We start from the raw sequence: 22,889 nt of genomic DNA, 5'->3' as shown, positions 1-22,889 counted from the left end.
TGGGTGCTCTCACATCATACGTTTGAGCCTCCCGCGGCGCAGGAAAACGTCAAGGTCACCACATATGGGGATTTGCCGGCCCACCGTGGCTTGCGCACGGTTCGTGGCTCCTCTGGAACCCCGAAATGCAAGGCGAATTTCCCATGGATGGTTACCTTTGCGCCCTCGCGCAAAACGCTTCATGCCGCCGGCCCAATTGAATCTACGCGGGCCGTTCCCTTAGCTCCTTCAATCCCTTGATGACGACCAGCAGCGCGCGGCCGTGCTCCTCCGAGCCGTCCCACGCCTCGACGATCGCGTTGCGCAGCAATTCGTTGTACGCGGCCGCGTGCCGGCTGGACGGCGGCGCCTTCACGCCATAGAAACTGCATAGCTTATTGAATGACGCGCTCCGGCGTACACGCCTCCCGTTCGACGTGCGAAGACGCGAGACGGTAGGCTGACTGACCCCGGAAAGCCGTGCAATTTCGCTGGCCGAGCGTGAATCGTCCGATAACCGCCGCAGCAGTTCCTGCACCGGAAAATAAGTATCTGGGGCTTCCATGTCATGCATTATACCTATACAGTAACGGTTATTGAATTGCTCACCCTAATCAATGAGCAACTGCATTCCGAGGAAGTCGATGGCACTGAAACACCTACCGCCCACGTTCTGCTGGTCCCGTATCGGGCCGGAGGCCGGCATGGATCTCCCTACGCTGATTCTGCGCAAGGAGTGGGAGCGCCGGCAGGGCGGCGGACGTTTCCTGTGGGGCATCGGCCAGTCGCTCGGCAGCAGCGCTCAGGTCGCCGCGCTGCGCACCGGCTCGCTCCTCGCCCTGTTCTCGCCGGCGGCGAGCCGTCCGCGCGTAGCGCAAGACAAGCGCGGCAAGCGTGCCAGCGTGGTCGTGTGGAATGCGTGGGTCGACGCAAGCGGGCAGGTGCGCCAGCTTCCGCAGCACGTGTTCGTCACGAGCAGCGCCACGCTGCCTTCGGGCGCCGCACGCGAGCATCACTACGCGCTGGTATGCGTCTCGCCAACCGAGCTCAGCGTCGGCAGTTCGCTGCGGGTGTTTCCGGAGCGGCTGCGCAGCGTAAGCACGGCGAAGCCGCCGGCCCGCTCGCAGGGCACCGTAGTGGTGGATTGCGTCGAGCGCGCCGCCGAGGCGGGCGGCAAGAGCCATCCGCTCGTGTTGACGGCGGAGCTGGAGGCGCCGTACTTTGTGCGGCTTACGCAGCCCACGCTCGTCAAGGCGCGCGATCTCGCGGCAATTCACGAGGCGTCGCGCATGGGCGACTTCGACACCTACGCGAATCTCACCAAACGCGTGCGCAGCGAGGCCTGTGCGCAGCAGGCGCGTGGCGTGACGCGCGATCTCTTCGACGTGCCGCCGGCCGACCACACGGCGTCTTCACGGCTTGGCGGCGCAAGAACGCGTCACGTCTCCCGGGCGGGAGACTGGACGCAACTCACGATGGAACTCTTCCATGGCGATTCACATCCGTTCACAAGAGGCCGAGGCTGCGCAACGCTTTTTTGAGGCGAGCCGCAACGTCGACCGGGCATTTCGCGCCCTGCGTGCCGAGGTCCAGGGCGACATCGCCGCGCCACTTGCCTATGGGGTCGCGCAATCGCGGCTCGACCGCGCGCTGGACGAACTGGCGCGTGCCGAGGCGTTGTTCGATTCGGTGACTGAAGTCCAGGCGCGTCAGATCAAGGATCATAAGGACCACTGAAGCACCGCTCGCTGGCCTGCATGCCGCTTGCGCGCAGCCTGCTTGCTGAACGTGCGGACCAGGGCGGGCCTGGAGCGCGCTGCGGAGCAAGCCGGCTCGGCCTGGCGCCACAACGGGCGCAACCCAGACAGCCAGTTTCGAGACGCGGCAATAATCGAACGCTTTGCGTCTACACGCGTTGCCATCTTCGGACGTTTGCTATCCGAAGCCATGGAAGCGTTCACCCTCATGTCGACCTCCCAAGCTTCCCGCGACGCCACGCCGCACGCGCAAGCAACGCAAGCACCCTTGGCCGCCGCCGAGTCCGCGTGGCAGCGCGGCGAAACTGAAGCGGCGCGCGCCATGTGCGAGCGCCTCATCGCCGCCAATCCGCACGACGCCGACGCGCTGAATCTCGCCGGCCTGATCGAAAACGGGCGCGATCCGCTCGCCGCACGTGCGCTCATCGCCCGCGCGCTGGCCGAGCGGGAGGACCCGCTCTTCCTCGTGAACCTCGCCTTGACCTGTCAGCGCGCGGCCGACCGCGACTTCGCGATCCGGGCGCTGCATCGCGCGATTGAGTTGCAGCCGGACTTCGCCGTGGCGCTGAACAATCTCGGTCAGCTTTACGGCGAAGCGGGAAACTGTGCCGAGGCCTCGCGCCATTTCGAGCGTGCCTTGGCGCTTGCGCCCGCCCATGTGGCTATCCACTTCAATTACGGAACCACCCTGTACAAGTCCGGCGAGTTCGCGCGCGCGGAAGCGGTACTGCGGCGCACGCTGGAACTGGCGCCCGGTCATGTGAATGCCTGGAACAATCTTTCACAGGTGCTGCTCGCCACGAACCGCAACACGGAAGCGCTGGCCATGCTCGAACACGCGCGTACGCTCGCGCCGGACTCGGTCGACCTGCTCACGAATCTGGGCTGCATGCTGCTGGGCGCGGGCCGTGTCGACGAAGCGCAGGCCGCACTCATACGCGCGCTCGAGCGCGAACCGGGCAGAGTGTCCGCGTGGAACAATCTCGGCAACCTGATGATGCAGACGGGCCGCATCGACGAGGCGCGCGCGGCCTTCACGCGCGCGATCGAACTCAAGCCGGATTTCGCCGCCGCGCACCTCAACCTTGGCAACACGTGCAGCAAGTCCGGCAGCATCGACGAGGCCATTGCCTGCTATCGGCGCGCCATGGCCTGCGATCCCGCGCATGCCGGCGCGAACAGCAACTTGCTGTGGTCGCTGATGTTCGCCATCGACGACGGCCACGCGCTGCGGGCCGAAGCCGAGCAGTTCTCGGCCCGGCACGAAGCGGCGCTGCTGGCCGCGAGCGCGGGAGCGCACCATGCGAACACGCCCGAACCCGCGCGTCGGCTGCGCATCGGCTATGTCTCGCCCGACTTCCGCAACCACTGCCAGTCGCTTTTTACGACGCCGCTGTTGCGCCATCACGATCACGAGGCGTTCGACATTTTCTGCTACTCGCTGAGCGCAGAGACCGACGAAGTAACCGCCCGGCTACGCGGTTTCAGCGATGTCTGGCGCGACGTGCGCGAGTTCGACGATGCGCGCGTAGCCCAGCAGATTCGCGACGATCGCATCGACGTGGTCGTGGATCTCACAATGCACATGGACGGCGCGCGGCGCCTGGTGTTCGCGCGGCGGCCCGCTCCGGTGCAGGTGGCGTGGCTCGCCTACCCCGGCACGACGGGCAGCCCCTCGATCGGTTGGCGTCTCACCGACCCCTGGCTCGATCCGGAGGGCGAGCCGCACATCGACGATCAATACACCGAGCGCTCGGTGCGCCTGCCGGACGCCTTCTGGTGCTACGACTCGTTGGCGACGGATGTGGATGTGAACGCATTGCCGGCGCTCACGGCTGGACACATTACGTTCGGATGCCTGAACAATCCCTGCAAGCTCACCGACGCCACATTGGCGCTGTGGTCCGGCGTGTTTGCCGCGCTGCCAAACGCGCGGCTGCTTCTGATGGCGCCGCCCGGCAGTGCGCGCGAGCGCTTGAATGCGCGCTTTGCGGCACACGGCATCGATCCGGCGCGCGTGAGCTTCGTGGGTTTCCAGGCGCGCGCCGATTATCTGCGCACTTACCGGCAGATCGACATCGCGCTGGACACGTTTCCGGCCAATGGCCACACCACGAGTCTCGACGCCTTCTGGATGGGCGTACCGGTGCCCACGCGCTACGGCCGCTCGGCGGTGAGCCGCGCGGGGCTCTGCCTGCTTGCCAATCTGGGTTTGCCGGAGCTGGCGGCGGCAAGCGACGCCGGGTATGTGGCCGCCGTGACGGCGCTCGCGCGCGATGTGCCGCGCCTCGCCGCGCTGCGCGCGGGCTTGCGCGCGCGCATGGAAACCTCGCCACTCATGAATGGCGCACGCTTCGCGCGAAACATGGAATCCGCCTACCGGCAAATGTGGCAAGCGTGGTGCGCTCAGGAGGGCGCGACCCGCGAAGGCGTGCGCTGACTCAGCCTTTGCTCTCCTGCGTCGGCAGCTCCAGCACGGCCGCCACGAGCGGCCAGCGTTTCGCGGCCGCTTGCCAGGCGTCCTCGGCCTGAACGTCGAGATAGCGGTCGCGGTCCACGCCCTCGACCAGGCGCGCGAGCGCGTCGATATCGCTCGGTAGCGCAGGACCGCTGCGCGAACGGCGGCCGGACCCCCACAAGCGTATCGCCATTACTTGCCCTCCACCCACACGCCGTCCGGCGTGTGGATCACATAGCCCGTGGGGGTCGTCATCGTCACCGTGCCCTCGTTTTCGCCCACCATGCGCGTTTGCGGCAGGTTGTTCGCATACTGCGCGAGCGGCGGCGCGCCCGTGGCGAACGGACTTTGCGCGACGAGGTTCGCGAGCAGTTGCGCAAGCGCGAGAAAGCTCGTGGGCGTATCGATCGTCGTCACGCCACCGGTGTGCTCGCTGCCGGGCGGCAGACCCACCACCTTCACGCCTACCGGCACATGCACGATGTTCGGCGTGGGAATTTCGCGCATGCCGGCGATCTGATTTTCTTCACCGCGCAGCGCCGCGCCGTGTTCGGGGACGAACACGATCACGGCGCGGCGGCCCGATTGCGCGACGAGGTTGATCAGCTTGTCGACGTCGCCGAGCAGATTCTGCAGGCGGATCGGGTAGGACTGCAGGCTCGTGAGATTGGTGTTCGGAGGCGGCAGGCGGTTGCCGTCGTGCAACGAGACCGTGTTGTAGTAGAGCGCGACCGGACCGCCGCCCGCCGCAATGCGTTGCTTGTACCAGCGCGCGAGCACGTCGTAGTCGCCAACCAGCGGCGAGCCGTCGAACTCCTTCATCGCTTCCGGCAGGCCTTCGTTGGAGGGAATCGTCACGCCCGGCACGGCCATTTCATTGATCACCGTGCCGCGGAAATTGTCGAAACGGCCGTTGTGATTGAGCAGCGCCTGCGGCTTGTAACCCGCCTGCGCAAGCTGCGCGAACAGGTGGCACTCGGGCGGCGCCGGGTCGTAGAGCGACTTGTGCGGCTCCTGCCCGCAGGTGGCGCGCAGGACGCGAATGGCGGCGGGGCCGCTATAGCTCGCGGCGGAACTGAAGTTCTGGAAGATGTAGTCGAAGCGCGAGAAGAGCGGGTTGTTGCGCATCTTCACGACGTCCATGTCGTCCCACGAGAGCGAGCAGATGTGCACCACGATGATGTCGAATTGCGCGTTCGTGTCCGTCGTGAGCGGCGTGAAGTTCACGCGCCGGCCCTCTTCGTTGGCGCGGAACGCCGCTAGCTGCTGGTCGTAGCTGCCCGACTGCTCGTCGCGCTTCTTGCCCGTGCCGCCGTCGTCGTCGCCGTTGCTGGCGAGCGAGGCGTTGGCGGTGGCGTTCGCGACGAAGGTGCCCACGCCCTGCCAGATCGGCATGACGACGAGCGCGATCAGTACGAGCGTCGTCACGCGCACCCAGCGGTCGATGAGGAAGTAGAGCAGCACGCCAAGCACCGCGGTCACGACCATCGAAAGCGAAATCACGCGCCGCGTGAGTTCGAACATGTACGAAGGCGTGAAGGTGAAGAGCACAGGAATCTGCGAGATCGCCCGGCCGATGTCGGGCATGCTCGACTCGTGGTACGCAATGGCGATGCCCACGACAACGGCGGCCACGTCGCGCGCGATTCGCAGCCAGCGCTTGTGCAGCGGCACGAGCAGCAGGACGACGAAGGCGAAGTTCATCCACCACTCGGGCTTGAGCGTGCCGATCGAGTAGAGGTACAGCTTGGCGAGGAAGTAGAGATTCCAGAGACCCATAGTGTTTCGCGTTCCAGGGGTGTAGCGGCTTGATGTGGCGGTTGCGTTTCTCAGGGCTGGCGGGCCTGGCCGGCCCGGCGTCGCGTGAAGAGGTTTTCCAGCGCGTCGAAGAGCGCGTCGATGAGGCGCATGTAGCCTTGCCAGCTCAGCTCGATCAGCTGGACGAGGCCGTGCAGCGGCGCATCGGAGGGCGGCACGTCTTCCCACTCGAGCCAGGCGTCGGCGCGGCCGAACGTGCATTCCACGAGCTTGCGCTCCGTCTCCACCGTCATGTCGGTAAAGCGCACGCCAAGGCGCCGGTCGGCGAGACGCGCGACCACGGCCGGGAAGTCGTGTTCCAGCACGCCGCGCGCGAGCGTCACGTTGATGCGCTCGCCGGGCTCGAGCTTCGCCACGGCGTCGGCGGGCAGCATGAGGCCGAGGCCGCCCATCGAATAGTTCTCGGTCTTGCAGGCGAGCGTGCGGCCGTCGGGCAGTGTGAGCATGGCGGGCACGCGCAACGGAATGCGGTGCGCCACGCGCACCTGCTTCGCCTCTTTGGCCACGCCGAGCGCCAGCCCGAGAATGGTGAGATTCACGCCGGCCCAGAAGAGGTTCATGAACACGGTGGCGGGCTCTTCGGTTCGCCAGATCGTGAGGCGGCCAATGCCGGCGAGTATGGAGCACACGTTGATGCCAAGCAGCACGAGATAGGGCTTGGAGATCGTCCAGTCGAGATACTCGTGCTCGATATGGCCGCCCTTCGAGGTCACGTTGAACTTGCCGAGCTTCGGGTTGATGAAGGCCATGGTGGTGGGCAGCACGATGTACCACGCGAGCACCGACTCGTAGGCCTCGGCCCAGAACGAGTGCCGGTAGCGCCCCTGGATGCGCGAGTTGGCGATCGCGGCAATCACCAGATACGGCACCACGTAGGCAAGGATCACGGGCGCGGGCGTGTTGATCACGTGCAGTCCGAAATACAGGTACGCGCCCGGCATCACGAGGAAAATGAGGCGCGGGAAGCCGTAGAAGAAGTGCAGCATGGCGTTGCTGTAGCACATGCGCTGGAAGAACGAGAGGCCCTTGCCGATCCACGGATTGTCGACGCGGAAGATCTGCGTCATGCCGCGCGCCCAGCGAATGCGCTGGCCGATGTGGTCGGCGAGGCTGTCGGTGGCGAGGCCCGCCGCCTGCACGGTGCGCAGGTAGGCCGAGGTATAGCCGTGGCGATGCAGCCGCAGCGAGGTGTGGGCGTCTTCGGTCACGGTCTCGGTCGCGATCCCGCCGATGTGTTCGAGCGCCGCGCGCTTGATGACCGCGCACGAGCCGCAGAAGAACGTGGCGTCCCAGAAGTCGTTGCCGTCCTGGATCAGGCCGTAGAAGAGGCTGCCTTCGTTGGGTACGCGGTGGAACGTGTCGAAATTGCGCTCGAACGGGTCGGGCGAGAAGAAGTGGTGCGGCGTTTGCACCAGCGCGCAATTCTTGTCGGCGAGAAAGACGCCTACGGTCGTTTGCAGGAAGGAGCGCGTGGGAATGTGGTCGCAATCGAAAATCGCGATGAACTCGCCCTGGGTGAGCGGCATCGCATGATTGATGTTGCCGGCCTTCGCGTGCGTGTGCTCGGCGCGCACGATATAACCCACGCCGGCTTCCTCCGCGAAGCGTCGGAATTCATCGCGCGTGCCGTCGTCGAGAATGTAGACGCGCAGCTTGTCGCGCGGCCAGTCGATCGAGCTGGCCGCGAACACGGTTGGGCGCACCACCGAGAGCGACTCGTTGTAGGTCGGGATATAGATGTCGACGGTCGGCCAGTCGGCGGGGTCGTCGGGCAGCGGCTGCGGCTTGCGGCGCAGCGGCCAGGCGGTCTGCACGTAGCCGAAGATCAGCACGATCCACGTGTAAAGCTCGGCCGCGTAGAGGATGTAGCCCACGATAGCCTCGGCGGGGCTCGTCAGATGCAGCGTTTGCGTGCTGCGCCACCAGACGTAGCGGCCCGTCATGAGGATCGAGAGCATCACCATGAGCATGGTGGCGAGACGCCCCGGCAGGCGGCGCGCGATCATCACCACGACGTACACGAGCAGGAACAGCAGCACCTGGCCCGCGAACGGCAGCGGCGTCGTGCACACGGCAATGGCCGCGATGAACGCGAGCCACAGGAGGCACTGGCGCAGGAAAGGCACGCTGTCGAGCGCTGCCGAAAGCTTCTCGAGGCGCTGCTCGATGCCGTCCCACGGCACGTCGGGCAGGCGTGCGCCGATTGCCGCGCTCGCGCGCGAGGCACGGCGATAGATCGGTTCGAGCCCCCTGCCGAGCCACGCGCGCAACGCGAAGCGATGGTGCCCTTGCGGCGCCTTGTGAAGCTTGCGCAGGTCGGCGGCAAGGCGCTGTCGCGCGCGGCGCGGGCGCAGGAAGAGGCGCAGCAGCCAGGCGCCGGCGGTGTCGTCGCGGCCTATGTTCAGCCGCTGGCGGATGTCCTTGCCCAGGCGCGCGAAGGCGAGTGCGGGCACGTCGCGCTGGCCGGGGCGCGGCGGCCGGAAGAAGGCGCGCAGCAGCCACTGGCCACGCGGCGCGTCGGGCGCGAGATCGAGCTCAGGCGCGCTCAGGCGGCGTAGCGACGCCCAAAACGCGATCCACAGTGCAGCGATCTTCTCGCGGATCATGGCGTGCTCCCGCGCGCGGCATGTTGCGCGAGCAGTTCGTCGGGGGCGTCGAGGCTTGCGCCCGTGCTCCAGTGCGAGAGCCACGAGGCAATGCCGTTCAGGTCGTGCGCGGCTTGCGAGCTGGGCGCGCTCAGGCAGAAGTTTTCGCCGGCGGCGAGTGCTGCGGGCACACCGGTGTCCGCATGCACGAGATACGGCAGCATGGCGGCGCCGAGGCGCGCGCGCAGCAGCGAAACGACGTCCATGTGCAGCTGGCGCGCGGGCGCGACCGCATTGGCGATGAACACGCTGCGCTTGCCGGCGCGCACGAGCGCGGCGATCAGGCGCGGCAGCGTTGCACACGCGGTGGCGCAGGGCGCGAGGACGCAAAGCACGAGGTCGGCGGCGTCGATCGCCTGGCGCGCGTGCGCCGAGGGCCACGTGCCCGCGTCGACGAGCGCAATCGCGTGCGCCGGCAGGTCCACGCGGGCGAGCAGTTCGCGCAGCCAGCCAGGGCGCGCGTCGAGCAGGGCGCTCGCGTCGTCGTCGAGGGACGCGTGGCCGTTCGCGAGGCTGCCCCATGGCAGCACGAGCACGCCATCGTCGCTTTGCAGCGCGGCGCGCGACCAGGCGTCGTCGGCGCCGGGGCCGCCCGCCAGATGCGTGACGAGGCCTTCGCGCGCGCTCTCGCGCAGCCCGAAGTGGAGCGCCAGCACGTTGCGCGGGTCGCATTCGGCGGCGAGCGCGACGTGCTCGCGCGCCGCCAGCAGCCCCGCGAGCGCGGCAGTGAGCGTGGTGCGGCCGGCACCGCCGACGCTTGAGACGATGGCGATGGTTTTCATTGGCGCGGCCCCGTCTGGCCGGTGCGGCGCTGGCCGCGAATCAGCAGGGCGTCGAGCTGGGGCGGCAACTGGAGCGGGCGCGAGCGCGCGGGGCGCAGCCACATGGGCAGGAAGCGCCCAAGACGCAGACGCCAGGCGACGAAGTAGAGCGGCACGGCAAGCATCAAGCCCCAGACGAAGTAACCGAGGAATACGTTCATGTCGCTCTCCTATGCTTTGAGCGGCAGCGCCGCGCGCTGCGGCGCGGCTCGCGGTTTCGCGCTGTCGCCGCGCGCGGCGGGGTCGAGCGCGGACAACAGGTCACCATTTATGGGAGCGATATTGCGCGGCGTCGCGTTTGCTGTCGCTGTCGTTGCAGCGGACGCTGCGCCCGGCGCAATCGCGGAAGCCGCCGCAGGCGGCACGGTCTGGCCGTTGGCCTGGACCGAGACGGCCGCGGGCGCGGCGGGCTGCCCTTCGTTGATCGCGAGCCAGCCCGAATAGTCGGGCGGCGGCGCGGTGTCGATCTCGTCGGCGAACGCGTCCAGCGCCTCGGTGATCGCGCGGCCGTCGCCGTAGCGCTCCTCGCCCTGGAACAGCTCGGCGAGCGGCCGCTTGAACACGCGCTGACACACGGCGTCGGCGTCGCTCATGCGGCATGCAAAGAAGAACACGTAGAGGCTGTCGCCGCTCGCCGTCACGATATCGCCCGCGCGGCGCAGATGGCACACCTTGAGCGCATCCACGTGCGCGATTTCCGGCATTAGCGCGAGCCGGATCAGCACGCTCGGCAACTGGATCACGCGGCTGCGTTCCACCGCCGCGCGCACCAGTTCGACGAAGTGCGCCGCACCCACGTAGCCGCTCTCCTCGCCGTGCACCACGGCGGCGAGCGCCTGGCGGTAGTCGGCGGGCATGGGCCGCGAATACACCTGGCCCTGCAGACTGTCGACGATGGCCTCGACCTGCGCGAGTGGCGTTTGCCGCGCAATGACCCGGTTCGCACCGAGGTTGAGCATGAGCGACTCGTAGCGCATGGCCACGGCGTCCTCGCGCACGATGATCTTGAGCGCTTCGCCGCACTGCAGGCGCAGCGTGTGCACCTGTTCCGCGAGCGCTTCGAGGTCGCGGTTCACGCTGAAATCGAGAATCACCGTGGCTGCGACCGAAGTGCGCGCCGCGGCCACGGCAGCCTCGTTGTTGTCGACGATCTGCCAGGCCTGCGGCAGTACGCGTTCGTGCAGCATGGCGTCGCGCGAAACAACGACACGGCCTTCGTCGGGCGCGAGCAGGCCCGCTTCGCCGATCTCGGTTTCGAAGGTGCCGCCAGAAACGGTCAGGCGGTGGTCGACCGCGGAAAAGCGCAGCGGCACGCTCTGGCTGCCGTGCACGGCGTCGCCGGCGCGCCAGAACGCCACTTCCCAGCGATACTGCCCCTGCACCTGGTGCAATTGCGCGGCGCCCGCAAAACGCGCCTGGAACGCGGCCAGCTCGGGATGCTCCTGATCGTCGCCAAGGCCTGGGGGCGCCACCACCATCAGCACGCCGTAACGATACTGCGCGCACCACCCTGCGAGCTGCGCGCCCTGACTCGCAAGCGCGGCGGGGTCCTGCCAGTTGAAGAACGCCTCCGCGCCTTCGATGAAGAACTGGCTTTCGGGTGCGGCGCACTGCGCGGCGAGCGCGTTGAGCGCTTCGATCAGCACCTGCACGCCGTCGCGTTCCTGGAGTGGACGCACCGTGCATACGTTTGCCCACGCGTGCGTCGAACCGTTCTTGTCGAGATCGACGCCATGGTCGCGCAACGTGGCCGCGAGGCTCGCGCCGTCGCGCGTGGAGAGCACGGTGGCTGGACCCGTGAGCGCGGCGGCGGCGGTTTGCCAGAAGAGCGCGTCGCGCGCGGGCGAGGCGCCCGCGTAGACCACGTGCACCTGGCCCGCGCCGAGCGAGGCGAGCGACGGCGGCAGGCCGTCGATCGCGAGCGGCTCGCGGCGCGCGAGACGCGAGAACAGCGAGCGGCGCGTATCGCGGCTGGCGCCGGCGGGCGCTGCGGGAAGGGTGGCGGGATCGGTCATCGTGTCGCTCGTGTCGCGGATTTCATCGTCGCGGGTTTCATCGTCGTCATGCGCGCTCGCTCTGTGGCCACGTCAATAGGCCGAATAAGGGACGACCGGCCGCGGCGGGAACGGCACCGGCCCCTTCTGCGGCGAGAAGAAGTAGCGCATGTAAAGCACGCCCACGTTCGGCGCGTAGTCGCGCGAGCGGTCGATCGAAAAGCGTCCGCCCACCACGAAGTGCTCCGTCACGCGGTATTCGAGCGCGGCTTCGATCGTATAGCTGAAGCCGCCGCCCGAGCCGCCGCCGAAATACGGCGAGCCGAGATCGTTGGCGCTCATGAACGCGAGCGCCTGGGCCTGCAGGCCTGGCCGCGTGGGGTAGAACGGCGACTGGTTTTCATTCGTGAACGACATGCCCACCGACCCGTCGATCTCCCACGAAAGCTTCTTGTAGCGGCCGGTCCAGTCGAGCGGAATGCCGATCGAAAAATAACTTTGCGGACTGTAATAGCCGCCGTTACCAAACGTGTAGTTGTGCTCGTTCTTCGAGTACTTCCAGTAGTTGAGGATCAGGCCGCTCGACACGATCTGGTCGGGCCGCCTGAACACGGACCAGTCGTAGCCGCTGCGCACCTTGAACTCCTGGTTGGTCTCCACGTTGGTGCCGGTCAGGAGTCCGAAGCCGATGCTCGTGAAGATCGTGCCGGGCCCGATGTCCTTCGCGCCGCGCACCGTGAAGCCGTTGCGCACCACGCCGCCCCACTTCTCGCCAGTGACCGGATCGATGCCGCCCGCGTACGAAACCAGGCTGGCGGTCACGGGCCGGCGCGAGACGTCGAGCGACAGCGACGAACTGTTCTGGAAGTCGTGGCGGTACTGAATGCCGCCCAGCACGCTCGTGATCGGAAAGCCCACCGGCGTGCTGCCGATGTCGGCGCGCCAGCTATTGTTCGCGCCGCTGAACTCGTAGCCCGCTGCGAGCGCGACGCCCTTGGCGGTCTCGTTGATGTTCCCGAGTCCGGCGTTGCCGAGCGCCGCGATCTTGCCGTACTTGGACGCGGTGTCGAGGTCGCCGCCGGGCAGCGTGCCGGCGTTCAGGTAGACCGTATCGGCATGGAAGAAATAATGGCCCGTGTAGCCGTCCGGAATGCGCACGTACAGCGGGACTTCGCTGGCGTGCAGTTCGGAAATGCCGGGGTCGCCCGAAAGGTTCGACTGATACCAGCCGGTCGCGACCTGCCCCTGCTTGCGGTCTTCCAGACTCTGCAGCGCGCGGCCGGCCGAGGTCGTGCCGTCGGCGTCCGGCTGCGTGCCTTCGGCCTCTTCCTGCGTGCGCGAAGTGCGATATAGGCTCGCGGCCTCGTTGTAGTTGCCGCGCGCCTGCGCCACGCGCCCCGCCTGGATCGTGATGTCCGGGTTGTCCGGATATTGCTCGCGCAACGGATCGACTACGGCGGAAGCCTCGTCGTTCAGCCCGAGCGCGGTGAAGCGCCGCGCCACGGCAAGGCGCGTGTCGATGTCGTTCTCCGCGGTGTCGGCCAGCACTGCGCGCACCATGTCGGCGGCCTCCCGGTCTCGGCCCATGCGCTCCAGCATACGCGCAACGGCGAGGCGTGCATCGGCGTCGTCGGGTTGCGTGGCGAGCACCTTCTGCGCCGCGGCCATCGCACCCTTGTAGTCGCCCTTTGCGTCGAGCAGATCCACCTCTTCGAGGAGCCACCTCCGGTTCGACTTGAGGCGGTCGGGCACGGCGTCGAGCGTGTGGCGCGCGGCCGTGAGGTCGCCCGCTTCGATCTGCCGGTCGGTTTCGCGCACCGCCAGGCGCAGCTCCTGGTCGTCGAGACTGGCCAGCTGCTCCTCGGTGATGCCGGGCTGATCGCGCGTGGCGTCGATCCAGTTCGCCCACGCGTCGTCGCGGTTGGCCGCCGCGAGCAGCTCGCCGTAGCGCACCCGCGCGCCGTTGGCCGCCGGGTCGTCGGGGTGCGCCGCGAGCCAGTCCTGCACGAGCTTCAGGCCCCGGTCCGGCTCGCCGATGGCGATCCACTCGCGCCCGACCGTGGCGAGCATCTGCGGGTCGTTGGCCGCGTTGGCGTCGGCGGCGGCGGAGTCGAGCAGCGCGCGCGCTTCGTCTTCCTTGCCCTGGGCGATGAGCTGGCGGGCCTGCGCGATCTTCTTCTGCGCGGCGAGGTTGCCCATCAGCTCGCGCATGCCCTGGCTGCGTTCGGCCTCTGGCACAGCCGCGAGCTGTGCGGCGGCCGCGCCGACGTCGTCCACGGAATTCAGGTAGAGCGCCGTGGCGTAGCGCATGTCGGGCGCCTGCGAGACTTTCAGGCCGTCTTCCATGACCTGGCGGCCCAGCGCGGGCAGGCCCAGATCGCGGTACTGGCGCGCGAGCGTGAAGCGCGTCCAGGCGTCGTCGGGCGTGAGGCGCACGGCCTCTTCGAGTTTCGCGATGGCCGGGCTCTTGCGGTTGTCCGCGAGCAACTGGTCGGCCTGGATCGAGAGCAGCTCGGCGTGAAGGCGTTTGAGCTCCGCCGTCGAACCGCTCACGCGCGGCGTCGTGGCAGCGATCAGCGGTTCGATTTCGTTTTCGCGATGGGTTTCGCGCAGCACCGTCACGAGGCCGCGCAGCGCGTCCATGTCGGGCTTGGGGGCGTTCACGAGCGGGCGCAGCACGGCTTCGGCTTCTGGCCACTTCTTTTGCGCGATAAGCGCGTTGGCGAGAATGTCGCTGGCGGTCGTGTTGCCAGGGTCGAGCTTGAGCGCCTCGTGCGCGAGCGCTTCGGCTTGTTCCGGTTTGCCTTGCGAATTGGCATCGCGCGCCTTGGCAATGGTGCCCCAGATGGTGGCCGTCTTTTCGAGGCTGCGCCACTTGCCGGCGTTGTCCGGATCGAGCTTGAGGGCGCGCGCGAACAGTTCGCGCGCCTCGTCGTGGCGGCCTTCGCGCAGTCGCACGAGGCCGAGCGCGCCGATGGTTTCGCCGTCGTTGGGGTTCGCGCGCTGCGCGCTTTGCAGCGAGGTTTCGGCGTCCTTGAGATCGCCGCGGTCGAGTTGCGCGAGGCCGCGCGCGCGGTCGGCGGCGCCGGGGCCGGGCCGGGCGCGGGCCTGAGTCGAAGCGCCGCTCGTTGCAGCTGCACGCGACGGTGCGGGCGCGGTGACGACGGCCTGCGGGTTCTGCGCCTGGGCGAGCGCCTGCGCCTGGCCTTTCGCGCCGAGCTTCTTGCCGAGATCGGCGACGGTCTGCTGCGCGTCGGTGTCGTCGGGCACTTCCTGCAAATAGCGCAGATACCACACGTAGTAGGCCGGATCGTCGCGCCCCGCGCTGCCGAGCGCGCGGCGCCACAGTTCGAGCGCAAGCGCGCGATTGCTGTCCTGGCGCTGGTACACGCGATAAATGAGGTTGAGGCCTTCCATGCGCGTGTCGGCGCGGTCGGTGAGCAGGTCGCCGAGGATCAGCGCGAGGCGCGGATCATTCGGATTCTGCTTCACGCGCGTGCGCAATTCGCTGATCGCCTGCGCGCGGCCCGCGGTCGTACCGGCGAGGATGCGGTAATAGTCGCGTGCGAGATCGCCCGCGGGCGCGCCGTTCGGAAACAGCTTGAGCAGGCGTGCCGAGGCTTCCTCGCTCTTGCCCGCGGCCGAGAGCAGACGGATCTGGGCCATCTCCATCTTGCCGCTCGTGGCGATGCGGTAGGCGTCGTCGAGTTCCTTCGTCGCGCTCGCGTTCGGGGCGATTTTCTTGAGCTGCGCGAGGATTTTCGCGGCCTCGGCCGGGCGGTTCGAGCGCAGCTCGATTTCGCCGAGCAAGGCGAGCGCGTCGGGCTGCTTCGGGTCGAACAGCAGCGCTTTTTGCACGAGCCCGCGTGCGACGTCCGGACGATTCTTGCCTTCCCACATGCGCGCGGCCGAGAGCAGTTGCTCGGCCTGGGCGCCTGGCGTGGCGGCGTTGGCCGCTGGCTGCGGAGCCGTCTGCGCGGAGGCAGGATACGGCGACGCGGCGACGAGCAGCGCAACGAGCGGCGCGATGTTCGGCAACAAGCGGCTCGGCGGCGTGCCGGGACTGGCGAGGCCCGGCAGCGCGCACGCAGCGAGGCGCCGCGCCTCACGGCGCGCGCTGCGCGCACGGGCGGCGCGGCGAGCAGACGCGAGGGCGTTCAGCGCGGCGTGGGGCATGCGCTCGTCCATGCTGGGGCAACGCGGCCTTGCGCGTCGAAATGGTAGAGGCCGTCGAGGTAGCCGAGCCCGAACAGCATCAGCACGCTGCTGTAGTAGCCAGGCGGCGACTTCTGCGCGAGCGTGCGGCTGCGCTCGGCCTGAGCGTTCGCGAGATCGCTGCGGCCAAGCGCGGCCAGGTACGGCGCGACCGCGGCGGAAAAGCCGCCGTTGCCCTCGTTCGGCCCCGCTGTACCCGTAGTCGTGTCGACGCGCTCGGGCGGAAAACCCTGTGCGCCGACAAAGTCCGCGAGCGGCTTGAAGGTGGCGAGCGTGCTGGCGCGCAGCGGGTCGTCGCTCGCGAGCATGCCGGCCCACAGGTACACGCGAATGGCGTTGTAGGCGCTTTCGGCGTGCGTTTGCGCGTCGGGGGCGAAGCCGCCTTTCGCGTGATATTCCACCCAGTCGGGCGAGTAGCCCTTGGGCGCGGTCTCGTTGACGAGTCTCGCCGAGGAAGCCAGCAGCGCCTTCCATTCGCTCGCCTGCGGCAGCGCGAGCATGAAGCGCCGCATGACCTGGAGCGGCACGTAGCTCGGGTTCAGGCGCCAGCCGTCCTTGCCGATCGTGAAACCCACGGGCCCTGGCAGCACCGTGCGCCCAAGCCCCGGCAGCACGGCAGTTTCCTCGCGCACGATGTTGCGGGCCATGATCGTGCCGAGCGCGGTATAGCGGCGCTCGTTCCAGAGGCGCCCGGCTTCGAGCAGCGTGTAGGCGATCCAGAGGTCGGCGTCGCTGGCGGGGTTGCTGTCGATCACGCCCCACTGGGGCTCGCCGGCGTGCGCGGCGCTGGCCGGCGCGGGAGCGGAAGCGCCCGCAGCCGCGACCGGCTTGCCGTCATCGCCGATATCGCGGCGCCCCCAGATCCATGCGGGCAAATGCGAGGCGAGATCGCCCTGCGCGAGATTGTTTTCGGTCCACGTGAGGACCTTGTCGAAGCTCGCCCGGTCGTTCGCGACCAGCGCGAAGAAGAGCGCGTAGGACTGCCCTTCGGAAACGGTGATCTGGCGAGGCGTGCTCGCGTCGATCACGCGGCCGTCGGCGCTCAGCAGCGTGCTGCGGAATATGCTCCATGCGGGCCAGGCGCAGGCGGCGGGGCTGGCGGACTTTGCGGCGGTAGCGTTTGCACCTGGCGCACCTGGCGCACCTGGCGCACCTGGTGCGGCCGGCGCAGCCGCGTGCGCCGTGGCAGCCGGCATCAGCAGTGTCAATGCGGCGAGTGTCCCGAGTGGCCCTGGCGGCGCGAGCGGCGCGCAGGCGAGCGCGCCGGCCGTGAGCCAGCGCGCGAACCGGGGCGCGAGCCGTGGCGCCAGGGCCGGCGCGAGCGTAGCCAAACCCGGGCGCATGATCAGGTCCCGGAGCGGCGGGTGGCCATGCGGCCGAGCGCCCAGAACACGGTGAGCGCAACGATCAGACCGGCCAGAATGCCCGCGAGCGCCATCAGCGACGGGTAGCGCGAGATCAACACCCAGGCGCGGGCATACCACGGCAGATCGCCGACGAAATAGCGCTCGCCCACGCGCAGGCCTTCAACCTGGCCGTGGCGCACGAGCGTGAGGTCGCCGTGCATCTGCGAGATCCTGGCGCCGTCCTGAAGCGCGTCGAGCACGTCACCGAGCTGGGCCGACGAGGTGGTGGCGAGCGCCACCACGCTTCTGCCCGACTTCAGCGGCGACTCGAAGCCGATCAGCGCCGCCATCGGTCCGCCGAGCGTGACGATCGAGCGACCCGACGGCGTCGGGTCTTCGTCTTCGGTGCCGCCAAGCCAGCCGGGCCAGCCGGAGCGCTGGTCGCGCGTGGTCACCTCGGTCCTGCCGCGCTCGATGAGAAGCGGCAGGTCCTTGCCCCACTTTTCGAGCAACTGCGCGCCCGAGCCCACGCCGAGCACGAGCAGGTCGCTGTTGCGCACGGTGTCCACCTGGCTGGCCGGTACGATCGTCAGGCGCAGCGAGGGCAGGCCGGTCCACTGGCCCATGTGGCCGAGCAGCGTGAGCACGGCTTCCTGATCCTTCGTGTCGGGTTCGTCCGGAATCACGAGGGCCGTCTCGGAGAGGTCGGCCATGCGCGTGAATGGATAACCGCTGTTCGCGAAGTACGCGAGATTGGGCAGCGCCGTGTAGTGCGCGAAGCCGCTGAAGTCGATGACCGAGTCGGGATCGACGGCCGCACGCGCGACATCGGTGGCGGTGGACGTGCACAGGCCCGTCTTCTGCGAATCGATATGAAACTGGAACTGGAACTGGTTGTCGCTGCCCACGCGGAACGCGGGAATCTCCAGATTGGTCGCAGCGCGCGTGTCCGAGCCCGAGAGCAGCGGCACGTTGATGCGCGCTTCGTCGGCGGCGCGCGTGACGGGCCGCAGCCGCTGCGAGCGCACGAGCTGATCGTTGATGCTCACGTTGAGCACCGAGTCGTTCCACGCGGAAGGCGCCGTGTAGCGATAGCGGATATCGAGCGGCACGTTGCCCCGCGCCCACGCGTAGAGGTCGGCGGGCACGCGCAGATTCACGCGGATCGCGGGCGGGTTGTAGCCCGACACCTGGAGCTGCTGCGGGTCGGTGACCAGCTCGCGGAACAGCACGGGCCGGTCGGTGGGCACCCAGTTCGGCGCGTCGTAGGGCTTGCGCTCAGGCCCGAGATCGATCGACTTCACCATCACGCTGTTGCCCGTCATGCCCGCCTGCCCGAGCGCGAGTGCATAGGCGGCGTTCTGGAGTTCCTCGGGCGTGCGGCCCGCGAGCACGAGGAGCTTGCGTCCCGACTGCGGATCGGCGGCCGGGTTCGCCATGACCGAGATCGTGGGGCCCGTGATCTCCGGCAGCTTCAGCCCCTCGGGCACCTGCCCCGGCAGCACGAGCGCGATGGCGTTGGCGTCGGGTGGCACCGTGCGCGTGACCGGGAAGCGCGAGCCGCGATAGCTCGCGAGCGCGCCGAGCCACGACGAGACCACGCCCGCCGCACGCAGCACGGGCACGCCCGCGTTGGCGGCCAGCACGAAGGGCACGCGCACGAGCCGGTTGTCGTGGCGGTCGAAGAACGGCACGGGCAGCAGCGCAAGACTATCCGGCAGGACGATGCCCGCCGTGTTGAGCGTGAGCGACGTCTCGGGACTCACGTCGGCCCAGAGGCTCGAATGATAGGCATCCTCGCAATGATCGAGCGTGTAGTGCGCGATCATCTGCACGGTGATGCGGTTGTAGTCGGTGAAGAGGCGCGGATCGAGATCGATCTCACTCGTCACGAGTTGCCCGGCTGTTTCCTTCACGAGCGGAATCGTCGCGACGACTTCACCGTTCACAAACACCTTGAGATGCGAAAGCGACCAGATCAGCGAGGGCGAGTAGGTGTAGACGAGCTTGAGCTTCGCGCCAGTCACCACTTCGTCGGTGCGCACGTCGACGCTCATGCCGGCGGTGGGATCGAGCCCGCGCAGCGCGATCGGCCCGTACACACCCATCTGGCGCAGCGTGAACGTGCGTGAGCGCGGCTCGCCAAGCGGCGCGGGCGCGGCAGGCCCGGGAATGACGGCGCCGGGCGCCGTCTGGATGACAACGGGCCCGGTCACCGCGGCGGAGGCCGCTGCCGGCGCGGCAGCGGGAACGTCGCTTGCTCCGGGCGCTGCCGCCTTGGTGGTCTGTGTAGCCGCGATAGCCGATTTGTCCACCGCGAAGAGGCTCGCCCCCAGCAGCAATCCGGCGACGAGCGCGCCCAGCCCAACTTGAACGGATAGTCGCATCGCAACAGCCCTTTGTTTTCTTCGCAGTGACTGTCTTTATCCAGTAAAGACAGCGATCAGGGATATTAGCGGCGTGGTGCCGCCAGTCGTTATCTCGAAACGGCGTCAATGTGGGTGGAGTGTAGCGGAGAGCAGAGGATCGTGCCCTATGAATGCACGTGTTTATGCCTGTTGCGTAGCGCGCGCAGAAGACGGGCCGGCGCGGCCTGGCGGCCGATTTGACAGTTGCGCGCGTGGGTGCGGCGGCCCGCTTGGGGCGTTTGACAATTCCTGAGCGCGCAACAAAGAGCGGCGGCGTTGCGAATGCGCAACGGGGTCTTGCGCCTCGCGTGCCGAGTCAGCTTTCAGAGTCATTCAATCAGGATCCCGAACTGATGTTGCGCGAGCGGATGCGGTAATCTTGGCAGCGTGATCCAGACGGGAACAGGGTAGTGAACGAGCAAACGTGGCAAGCAGTGGATGACTGGTTCTGCGACCGGCTGATCGGCCCGGATGACGCGCTCGACGGCGCGCTCGCGGCAAGCGCGAAGGCGGGCCTGCGTGCGATCAACGTGGCGCCAAATCAGGGCAAGTTTCTGCATCTGCTCGCGCGCATTCAGGGCGCGCGGCGCATACTCGAAATCGGCACGCTGGGCGGCTATAGCGCGATCTGGCTTGGGCGCGCGCTGCCCGACAATGGCGCGATGGTGTCGCTCGAATTCAGCCCGGAGAACGCGGCCGTTGCGCGCGCCAACATCGCGCGCGCGGGGCTCGATGCGAAGGTCAAGGTCGTGACGGGACTTGCGCTCGAATCGCTCGACGCGCTGATTGCGCAAGGCGAGCCGGCGTTCGACTTCGTGTTTATCGACGCGGACAAGAGCAACAATCCGAACTACCTCGAACGCGTGCTGAAGCTATCGCGTCCCGGTACGGTCATCGTTGCCGATAACGTGGTGCGGGAAGGGCGCGTGGCCGATCCTGCACATCACGAGGACGATGTGGTCGGCTTGCGGCGCTACTTCGACATGCTGGCTCACGACGAGCGGCTGGCGACGACCGCTGTGCAGACGGTGGGAAGCAAGGGCTGGGATGGGTTTGCGATTACGGTGGTGGGCAGATAACGAACGTGCGTTGTCCGTAGACATACGGTAAAAGCAAAAAGGGCCTGGCAGATGAACTGCCGGGCCCTTTCTTCATAGCGCTATGTGCGCTCGATTGCCGATCAGAAGTCCGTCGTCATCGAGAACAGCACGGTACGCGGCGCACCCATCGTCAGATAGCCGCCGTTGGTCGACGACCAGTACGCCTTGTTCGCGAGGTTATACACGTTCGCGCGGAACGTAGTCGGACGCCCGAACACGTTCGTCGCATAGCGCGCACCGATATCCACCGTGTCCCATGCCTTGATCGACATGGTGTTGGCCGCGTCGAAATACTGCGGACCCGTATGCGTCCAGCGCGCCGAAAGCGTGAGGCCCTGAACCCAGGGCACGTCGTACTCGGCGCCCAGGTTGAGCAGGAAGCTCGGCACGCCCACCGGCGTCTTGCCGTCGGTCGAGCCGCCGTCGGTGTCGAGTTGCACGGCGTTGATATAGGTTGCGCCCGCAATCAAACGCACGCCCTTGTACACCTCGCCGAACACCGACGCCTCCACGCCGCGATGGCGCTCGTTGCCGTTGGCCACATAGGCGCCCGCGCTATTGGTGTACGTCTGCGGCTTTTCGAGCTGGAACAGCGCGAGCTGCGCGCCGTACTTGCCGTTGTCGTACTTGGCGCCCACTTCATACTGTTTCGTGCGTTCCGGCGCGAGCTGCGCGCCATAGTTCGTCGTGCCTTGAGGGGCAATGCCGCCTGCCGAAAGCGACTCGCTGCGGTTCGCGTAGATCGACACGTTCTCCCACGGCTTGACCACGAGGCCGAACAGCGGCGTGGTGATCGAGTCGTTGTAGTTCGACGTTTGCAGCAGCGTGGACGACGAGTAGCCGTTCGACAGAATCTCCTGGTGACGCACGCCCACCGTGAACAGCACGCGGTCATGGAAGAAGCCGAGCGTGTCCGAAGCTGAGATGCTGCGCAGCAGGTTCAGCGCCGTGATCGGCGGGTTGCCGTCCATGCCGGCCTGCATCGTGGTGGCCGGATACGGCACCTGCGGCGTGTTGTAGAGATCGGTCGTGAACGGGCCGCCATAGGTCCAGCCCGACTGCGTTTCTACGCGCACGATCGAGGCGCCCGCGGTCACGAAGTGGCTCACCGGGCCCGTGTCGAAGTGGCCGCGCACGCCCGCTTCCGCCGAGGTCGCGCCTTCCTTGCGCACGACGCCCAGGCGCGAGCCATAGGTGTTCGTGGGATCGGTGTAGTAGGGCGAGAAGTATTCGCCGTGCTCGTTCGTGTGGCGCACGCCGCCCGTCACATACGCGGTCCAGCCGGGCAGGAAGTCGTATTCGGCGCGCAGGATGCCGACCGTGTCTTCCGCATCGCTATACGACCAGGTTTGCGCGTAGTTGTGCGTGGCCGAAGGCACGGCCGGGATCTCGTCGCCGAGGACGTAGACCACCGGGCGCCCGTCCGACACGTGCTGGCGCTGATACAGGAAGTCGCCTTCGAGGCGCAGCTTGTCGCCGCGCCAGTCGAGCGCCACGGCCGTCTGGTTGTTGCGGCGGTTTTCACCGTCGATGCTCGTTTCGCCGTCGCGGTTCGACTGGTTCACGCGAATGCCGAACTGGTCGTTGTCGCCGAAGCGGCGGCCCACGTCGATATGCGTGCCGAACTCGCCCGAGGCGCTGCCTTCGAGCGTCACGCGCGTGAGCGGTTTGTCGTCGGCGCGCTTCAGTTGCAGGTTCACGCTGCCGCCAATCGCGCTGCCGTTGGGCGAGGCGCCGTTCACGAACGCGCTCGCGCCCTTGAAGATGTCCACGCGCTCGAGCGCGGCGGTCTCGACGAGCTGGCGCGGCGTGATGCCGTAGAGGCCGTTGAGCGAGACGTCGTCGCTGTCGAGCGTGAAGCCGCGAATGACGTAGATCTCCTGGAAGTTGCCGTAGCCATAAGCCGTGCGCACAGCAGGATCGTTCGAGAGCACGTCGCCGATGGTGCGCGCCTGCTGGTCTTCGATCAGCTTCGCCGTGTACGTCGCCATGCTGAACGGCATGTCGATGTTCTTCTGCGAGCCGAACACGCCGAAGTCGCCGCCGCGCGCCACCTGGCCGCCGCCGAAGGTCGGCTGCAGATCGCCCGGCAGCCTTTCCTGGGCCGCTTGCACTTTCACGGCGGGCAGCGTGGCGTTGCTTGCGTCACCGGTTGCGGCGGCGCCGCTCGCTGCCGTGGGCGTTGCGGCAGCTTGCGCGAATGCCGCGGCGGGCAGGCTGAAGGCGACAGCAATGGCGGCGAGGATGGCAGCGCGGGAAGTCGGGAGACGCGAAGGCAAGTTGAAAGACGAGGACAAACGTGATGCGGACATAAAAAGGGTTCGTAGCAAGGTAGCGCTGGCGCTCCG

Annotated in this window: 15 protein-coding genes; 4 read left to right on the top strand and 11 right to left on the bottom strand. The window is 67.6% G+C overall.

Annotation, left to right across the window (positions count from 1 at the left end):
* Window positions 1-202: 202 nt before the first annotated feature.
* Entirely contained in the window at window positions 203-544 is a 342-nt protein-coding gene (locus U5A57_RS24125) for an XRE family transcriptional regulator (RefSeq protein ID WP_321914148.1), read from the bottom strand.
* Between the two features lie 79 nt (window positions 545-623).
* On the opposite strand from U5A57_RS24125, the gene U5A57_RS24120 reads away from it, so the two are divergent.
* From U5A57_RS24120 to U5A57_RS24110, 3 genes are read left to right on the top strand one after another with little or no spacing between them, the layout of a single operon-like run.
* Window positions 624-1,520, top strand: a complete 897-nt coding sequence (locus tag U5A57_RS24120; protein WP_321914147.1) for a hypothetical protein — start codon at window positions 624-626, stop codon at window positions 1,518-1,520.
* Window positions 1,468-1,716, top strand: coding sequence for a hypothetical protein (locus U5A57_RS24115; RefSeq protein ID WP_321914146.1), 249 nt, complete (start codon window positions 1,468-1,470; stop codon window positions 1,714-1,716). Before U5A57_RS24120 ends, U5A57_RS24115 begins: the two co-directional genes overlap by 53 nt.
* Before the next feature lie 51 nt (window positions 1,717-1,767).
* On the top strand, window positions 1,768-4,176 hold the full coding sequence (locus tag U5A57_RS24110) for a tetratricopeptide repeat protein (RefSeq protein WP_321914163.1): 2,409 nt from the start codon (window positions 1,768-1,770) through the stop codon (window positions 4,174-4,176).
* A gap of 1 nt (window position 4,177) precedes the next feature.
* Here the strand turns inward: U5A57_RS24110 and bcsR are convergent, their stop codons facing one another.
* The 9 genes from bcsR to bcsB all read right to left on the bottom strand — a co-directional run bounded on the left by bcsR (window position 4,178) and on the right by bcsB (window position 19,420).
* The gene (gene bcsR, locus U5A57_RS24105; RefSeq protein WP_321914145.1) at window positions 4,178-4,387 is read right to left on the bottom strand and encodes a BcsR/BcsP family cellulose biosynthesis protein; all 210 of its coding nucleotides are present in this window, start codon (window positions 4,385-4,387) and stop codon (window positions 4,178-4,180) included.
* The gene (bcsG, locus tag U5A57_RS24100) at window positions 4,387-5,973 is read right to left on the bottom strand and encodes a cellulose biosynthesis protein BcsG (protein ID WP_321914144.1); all 1,587 of its coding nucleotides are present in this window, start codon (window positions 5,971-5,973) and stop codon (window positions 4,387-4,389) included. Before bcsG ends, bcsR begins: the two co-directional genes overlap by 1 nt.
* Window positions 5,974-6,023: 50 nt before the next feature.
* Window positions 6,024-8,618, bottom strand: coding sequence for a UDP-forming cellulose synthase catalytic subunit (bcsA, locus tag U5A57_RS24095; protein WP_321914143.1), 2,595 nt, complete (start codon window positions 8,616-8,618; stop codon window positions 6,024-6,026).
* Entirely contained in the window at window positions 8,615-9,439 is an 825-nt protein-coding gene (bcsQ, locus tag U5A57_RS24090; RefSeq protein ID WP_321914142.1) for a cellulose biosynthesis protein BcsQ, read from the bottom strand. Before bcsQ ends, bcsA begins: the two co-directional genes overlap by 4 nt.
* The gene (locus U5A57_RS24085) at window positions 9,436-9,639 is read right to left on the bottom strand and encodes a hypothetical protein (RefSeq protein WP_321914141.1); all 204 of its coding nucleotides are present in this window, start codon (window positions 9,637-9,639) and stop codon (window positions 9,436-9,438) included. Before U5A57_RS24085 ends, bcsQ begins: the two co-directional genes overlap by 4 nt.
* A gap of 9 nt (window positions 9,640-9,648) precedes the next feature.
* A complete protein-coding gene (gene bcsE / locus U5A57_RS24080) occupies window positions 9,649-11,493 on the bottom strand; it encodes a cellulose biosynthesis protein BcsE (protein ID WP_321914140.1) in 1,845 nt (614 codons plus the stop codon).
* Window positions 11,494-11,565: 72 nt separating this feature from the next.
* Window positions 11,566-15,648: a cellulose synthase subunit BcsC-related outer membrane protein gene (locus U5A57_RS24075; protein WP_321914139.1), complete on the bottom strand. Its 4,083-nt coding sequence runs from the start codon at window positions 15,646-15,648 to the stop codon at window positions 11,566-11,568.
* Window positions 15,630-16,883, bottom strand: coding sequence for a cellulose synthase complex periplasmic endoglucanase BcsZ (bcsZ, locus tag U5A57_RS24070; protein ID WP_415774654.1), 1,254 nt, complete (start codon window positions 16,881-16,883; stop codon window positions 15,630-15,632). The genes U5A57_RS24075 and bcsZ overlap by 19 nt, the downstream gene beginning before the upstream one ends.
* Window positions 16,884-17,032: 149 nt before the next feature.
* Complete coding sequence (gene bcsB, locus U5A57_RS24065) at window positions 17,033-19,420, bottom strand: cellulose biosynthesis cyclic di-GMP-binding regulatory protein BcsB (protein ID WP_321914137.1); 2,388 nt, start codon at window positions 19,418-19,420, stop codon at window positions 17,033-17,035.
* Between the two features lie 431 nt (window positions 19,421-19,851).
* Here bcsB and U5A57_RS24060 point away from each other — a divergent pair, with 431 nt between their 5' ends.
* A complete protein-coding gene (locus U5A57_RS24060) occupies window positions 19,852-20,520 on the top strand; it encodes an O-methyltransferase (protein ID WP_321914136.1) in 669 nt (222 codons plus the stop codon).
* Window positions 20,521-20,621: 101 nt separating this feature from the next.
* Here the strand turns inward: U5A57_RS24060 and U5A57_RS24055 are convergent, their stop codons facing one another.
* Window positions 20,622-22,853: a TonB-dependent siderophore receptor gene (locus U5A57_RS24055; RefSeq protein WP_321914135.1), complete on the bottom strand. Its 2,232-nt coding sequence runs from the start codon at window positions 22,851-22,853 to the stop codon at window positions 20,622-20,624.
* Window positions 22,854-22,889 lie beyond the last annotated feature (36 nt).

Origin of the sequence: Paraburkholderia sp. J11-2, from assembly GCF_905220185.1 — a bacterium.
GTDB lineage: Bacteria > Pseudomonadota > Gammaproteobacteria > Burkholderiales > Burkholderiaceae > Paraburkholderia.
The sequence above is the reverse complement of the archived record's forward strand: the minus strand, read 5'-3'. Positions and strand labels throughout refer to the sequence as shown.

Bases quoted from the DNA above. Each gene is read 5' to 3' on its own strand.
- U5A57_RS24125 (WP_321914148.1), bottom strand. From the start codon at position 544: ATGGAAGCCCCAGATACTTATTTTCCGGTGCAGGAACTGCTGCGGCGG.
- U5A57_RS24120 (WP_321914147.1), top strand. From the start codon at position 624: ATGGCACTGAAACACCTACCGCCCACGTTCTGCTGGTCCCGTATCGGG.
- U5A57_RS24115 (WP_321914146.1), top strand. From the start codon at position 1,468: ATGGCGATTCACATCCGTTCACAAGAGGCCGAGGCTGCGCAACGCTTT.
- bcsR (WP_321914145.1), bottom strand. From the start codon at position 4,387: ATGGCGATACGCTTGTGGGGGTCCGGCCGCCGTTCGCGCAGCGGTCCT.
- bcsG (WP_321914144.1), bottom strand. From the start codon at position 5,973: ATGGGTCTCTGGAATCTCTACTTCCTCGCCAAGCTGTACCTCTACTCG.
- bcsA (WP_321914143.1), bottom strand. From the start codon at position 8,618: ATGATCCGCGAGAAGATCGCTGCACTGTGGATCGCGTTTTGGGCGTCG.
- bcsQ (WP_321914142.1), bottom strand. From the start codon at position 9,439: ATGAAAACCATCGCCATCGTCTCAAGCGTCGGCGGTGCCGGCCGCACC.
- U5A57_RS24085 (WP_321914141.1), bottom strand. From the start codon at position 9,639: ATGAACGTATTCCTCGGTTACTTCGTCTGGGGCTTGATGCTTGCCGTG.
- bcsE (WP_321914140.1), bottom strand. From the start codon at position 11,493: ATGACCGATCCCGCCACCCTTCCCGCAGCGCCCGCCGGCGCCAGCCGC.
- U5A57_RS24075 (WP_321914139.1), bottom strand. From the start codon at position 15,648: ATGCCCCACGCCGCGCTGAACGCCCTCGCGTCTGCTCGCCGCGCCGCC.
- bcsZ (WP_415774654.1), bottom strand. From the start codon at position 16,883: ATGCCGGCTGCCACGGCGCACGCGGCTGCGCCGGCCGCACCAGGTGCG.
- bcsB (WP_321914137.1), bottom strand. From the start codon at position 19,420: ATGCGACTATCCGTTCAAGTTGGGCTGGGCGCGCTCGTCGCCGGATTG.
- U5A57_RS24055 (WP_321914135.1), bottom strand. From the start codon at position 22,853: ATGTCCGCATCACGTTTGTCCTCGTCTTTCAACTTGCCTTCGCGTCTC.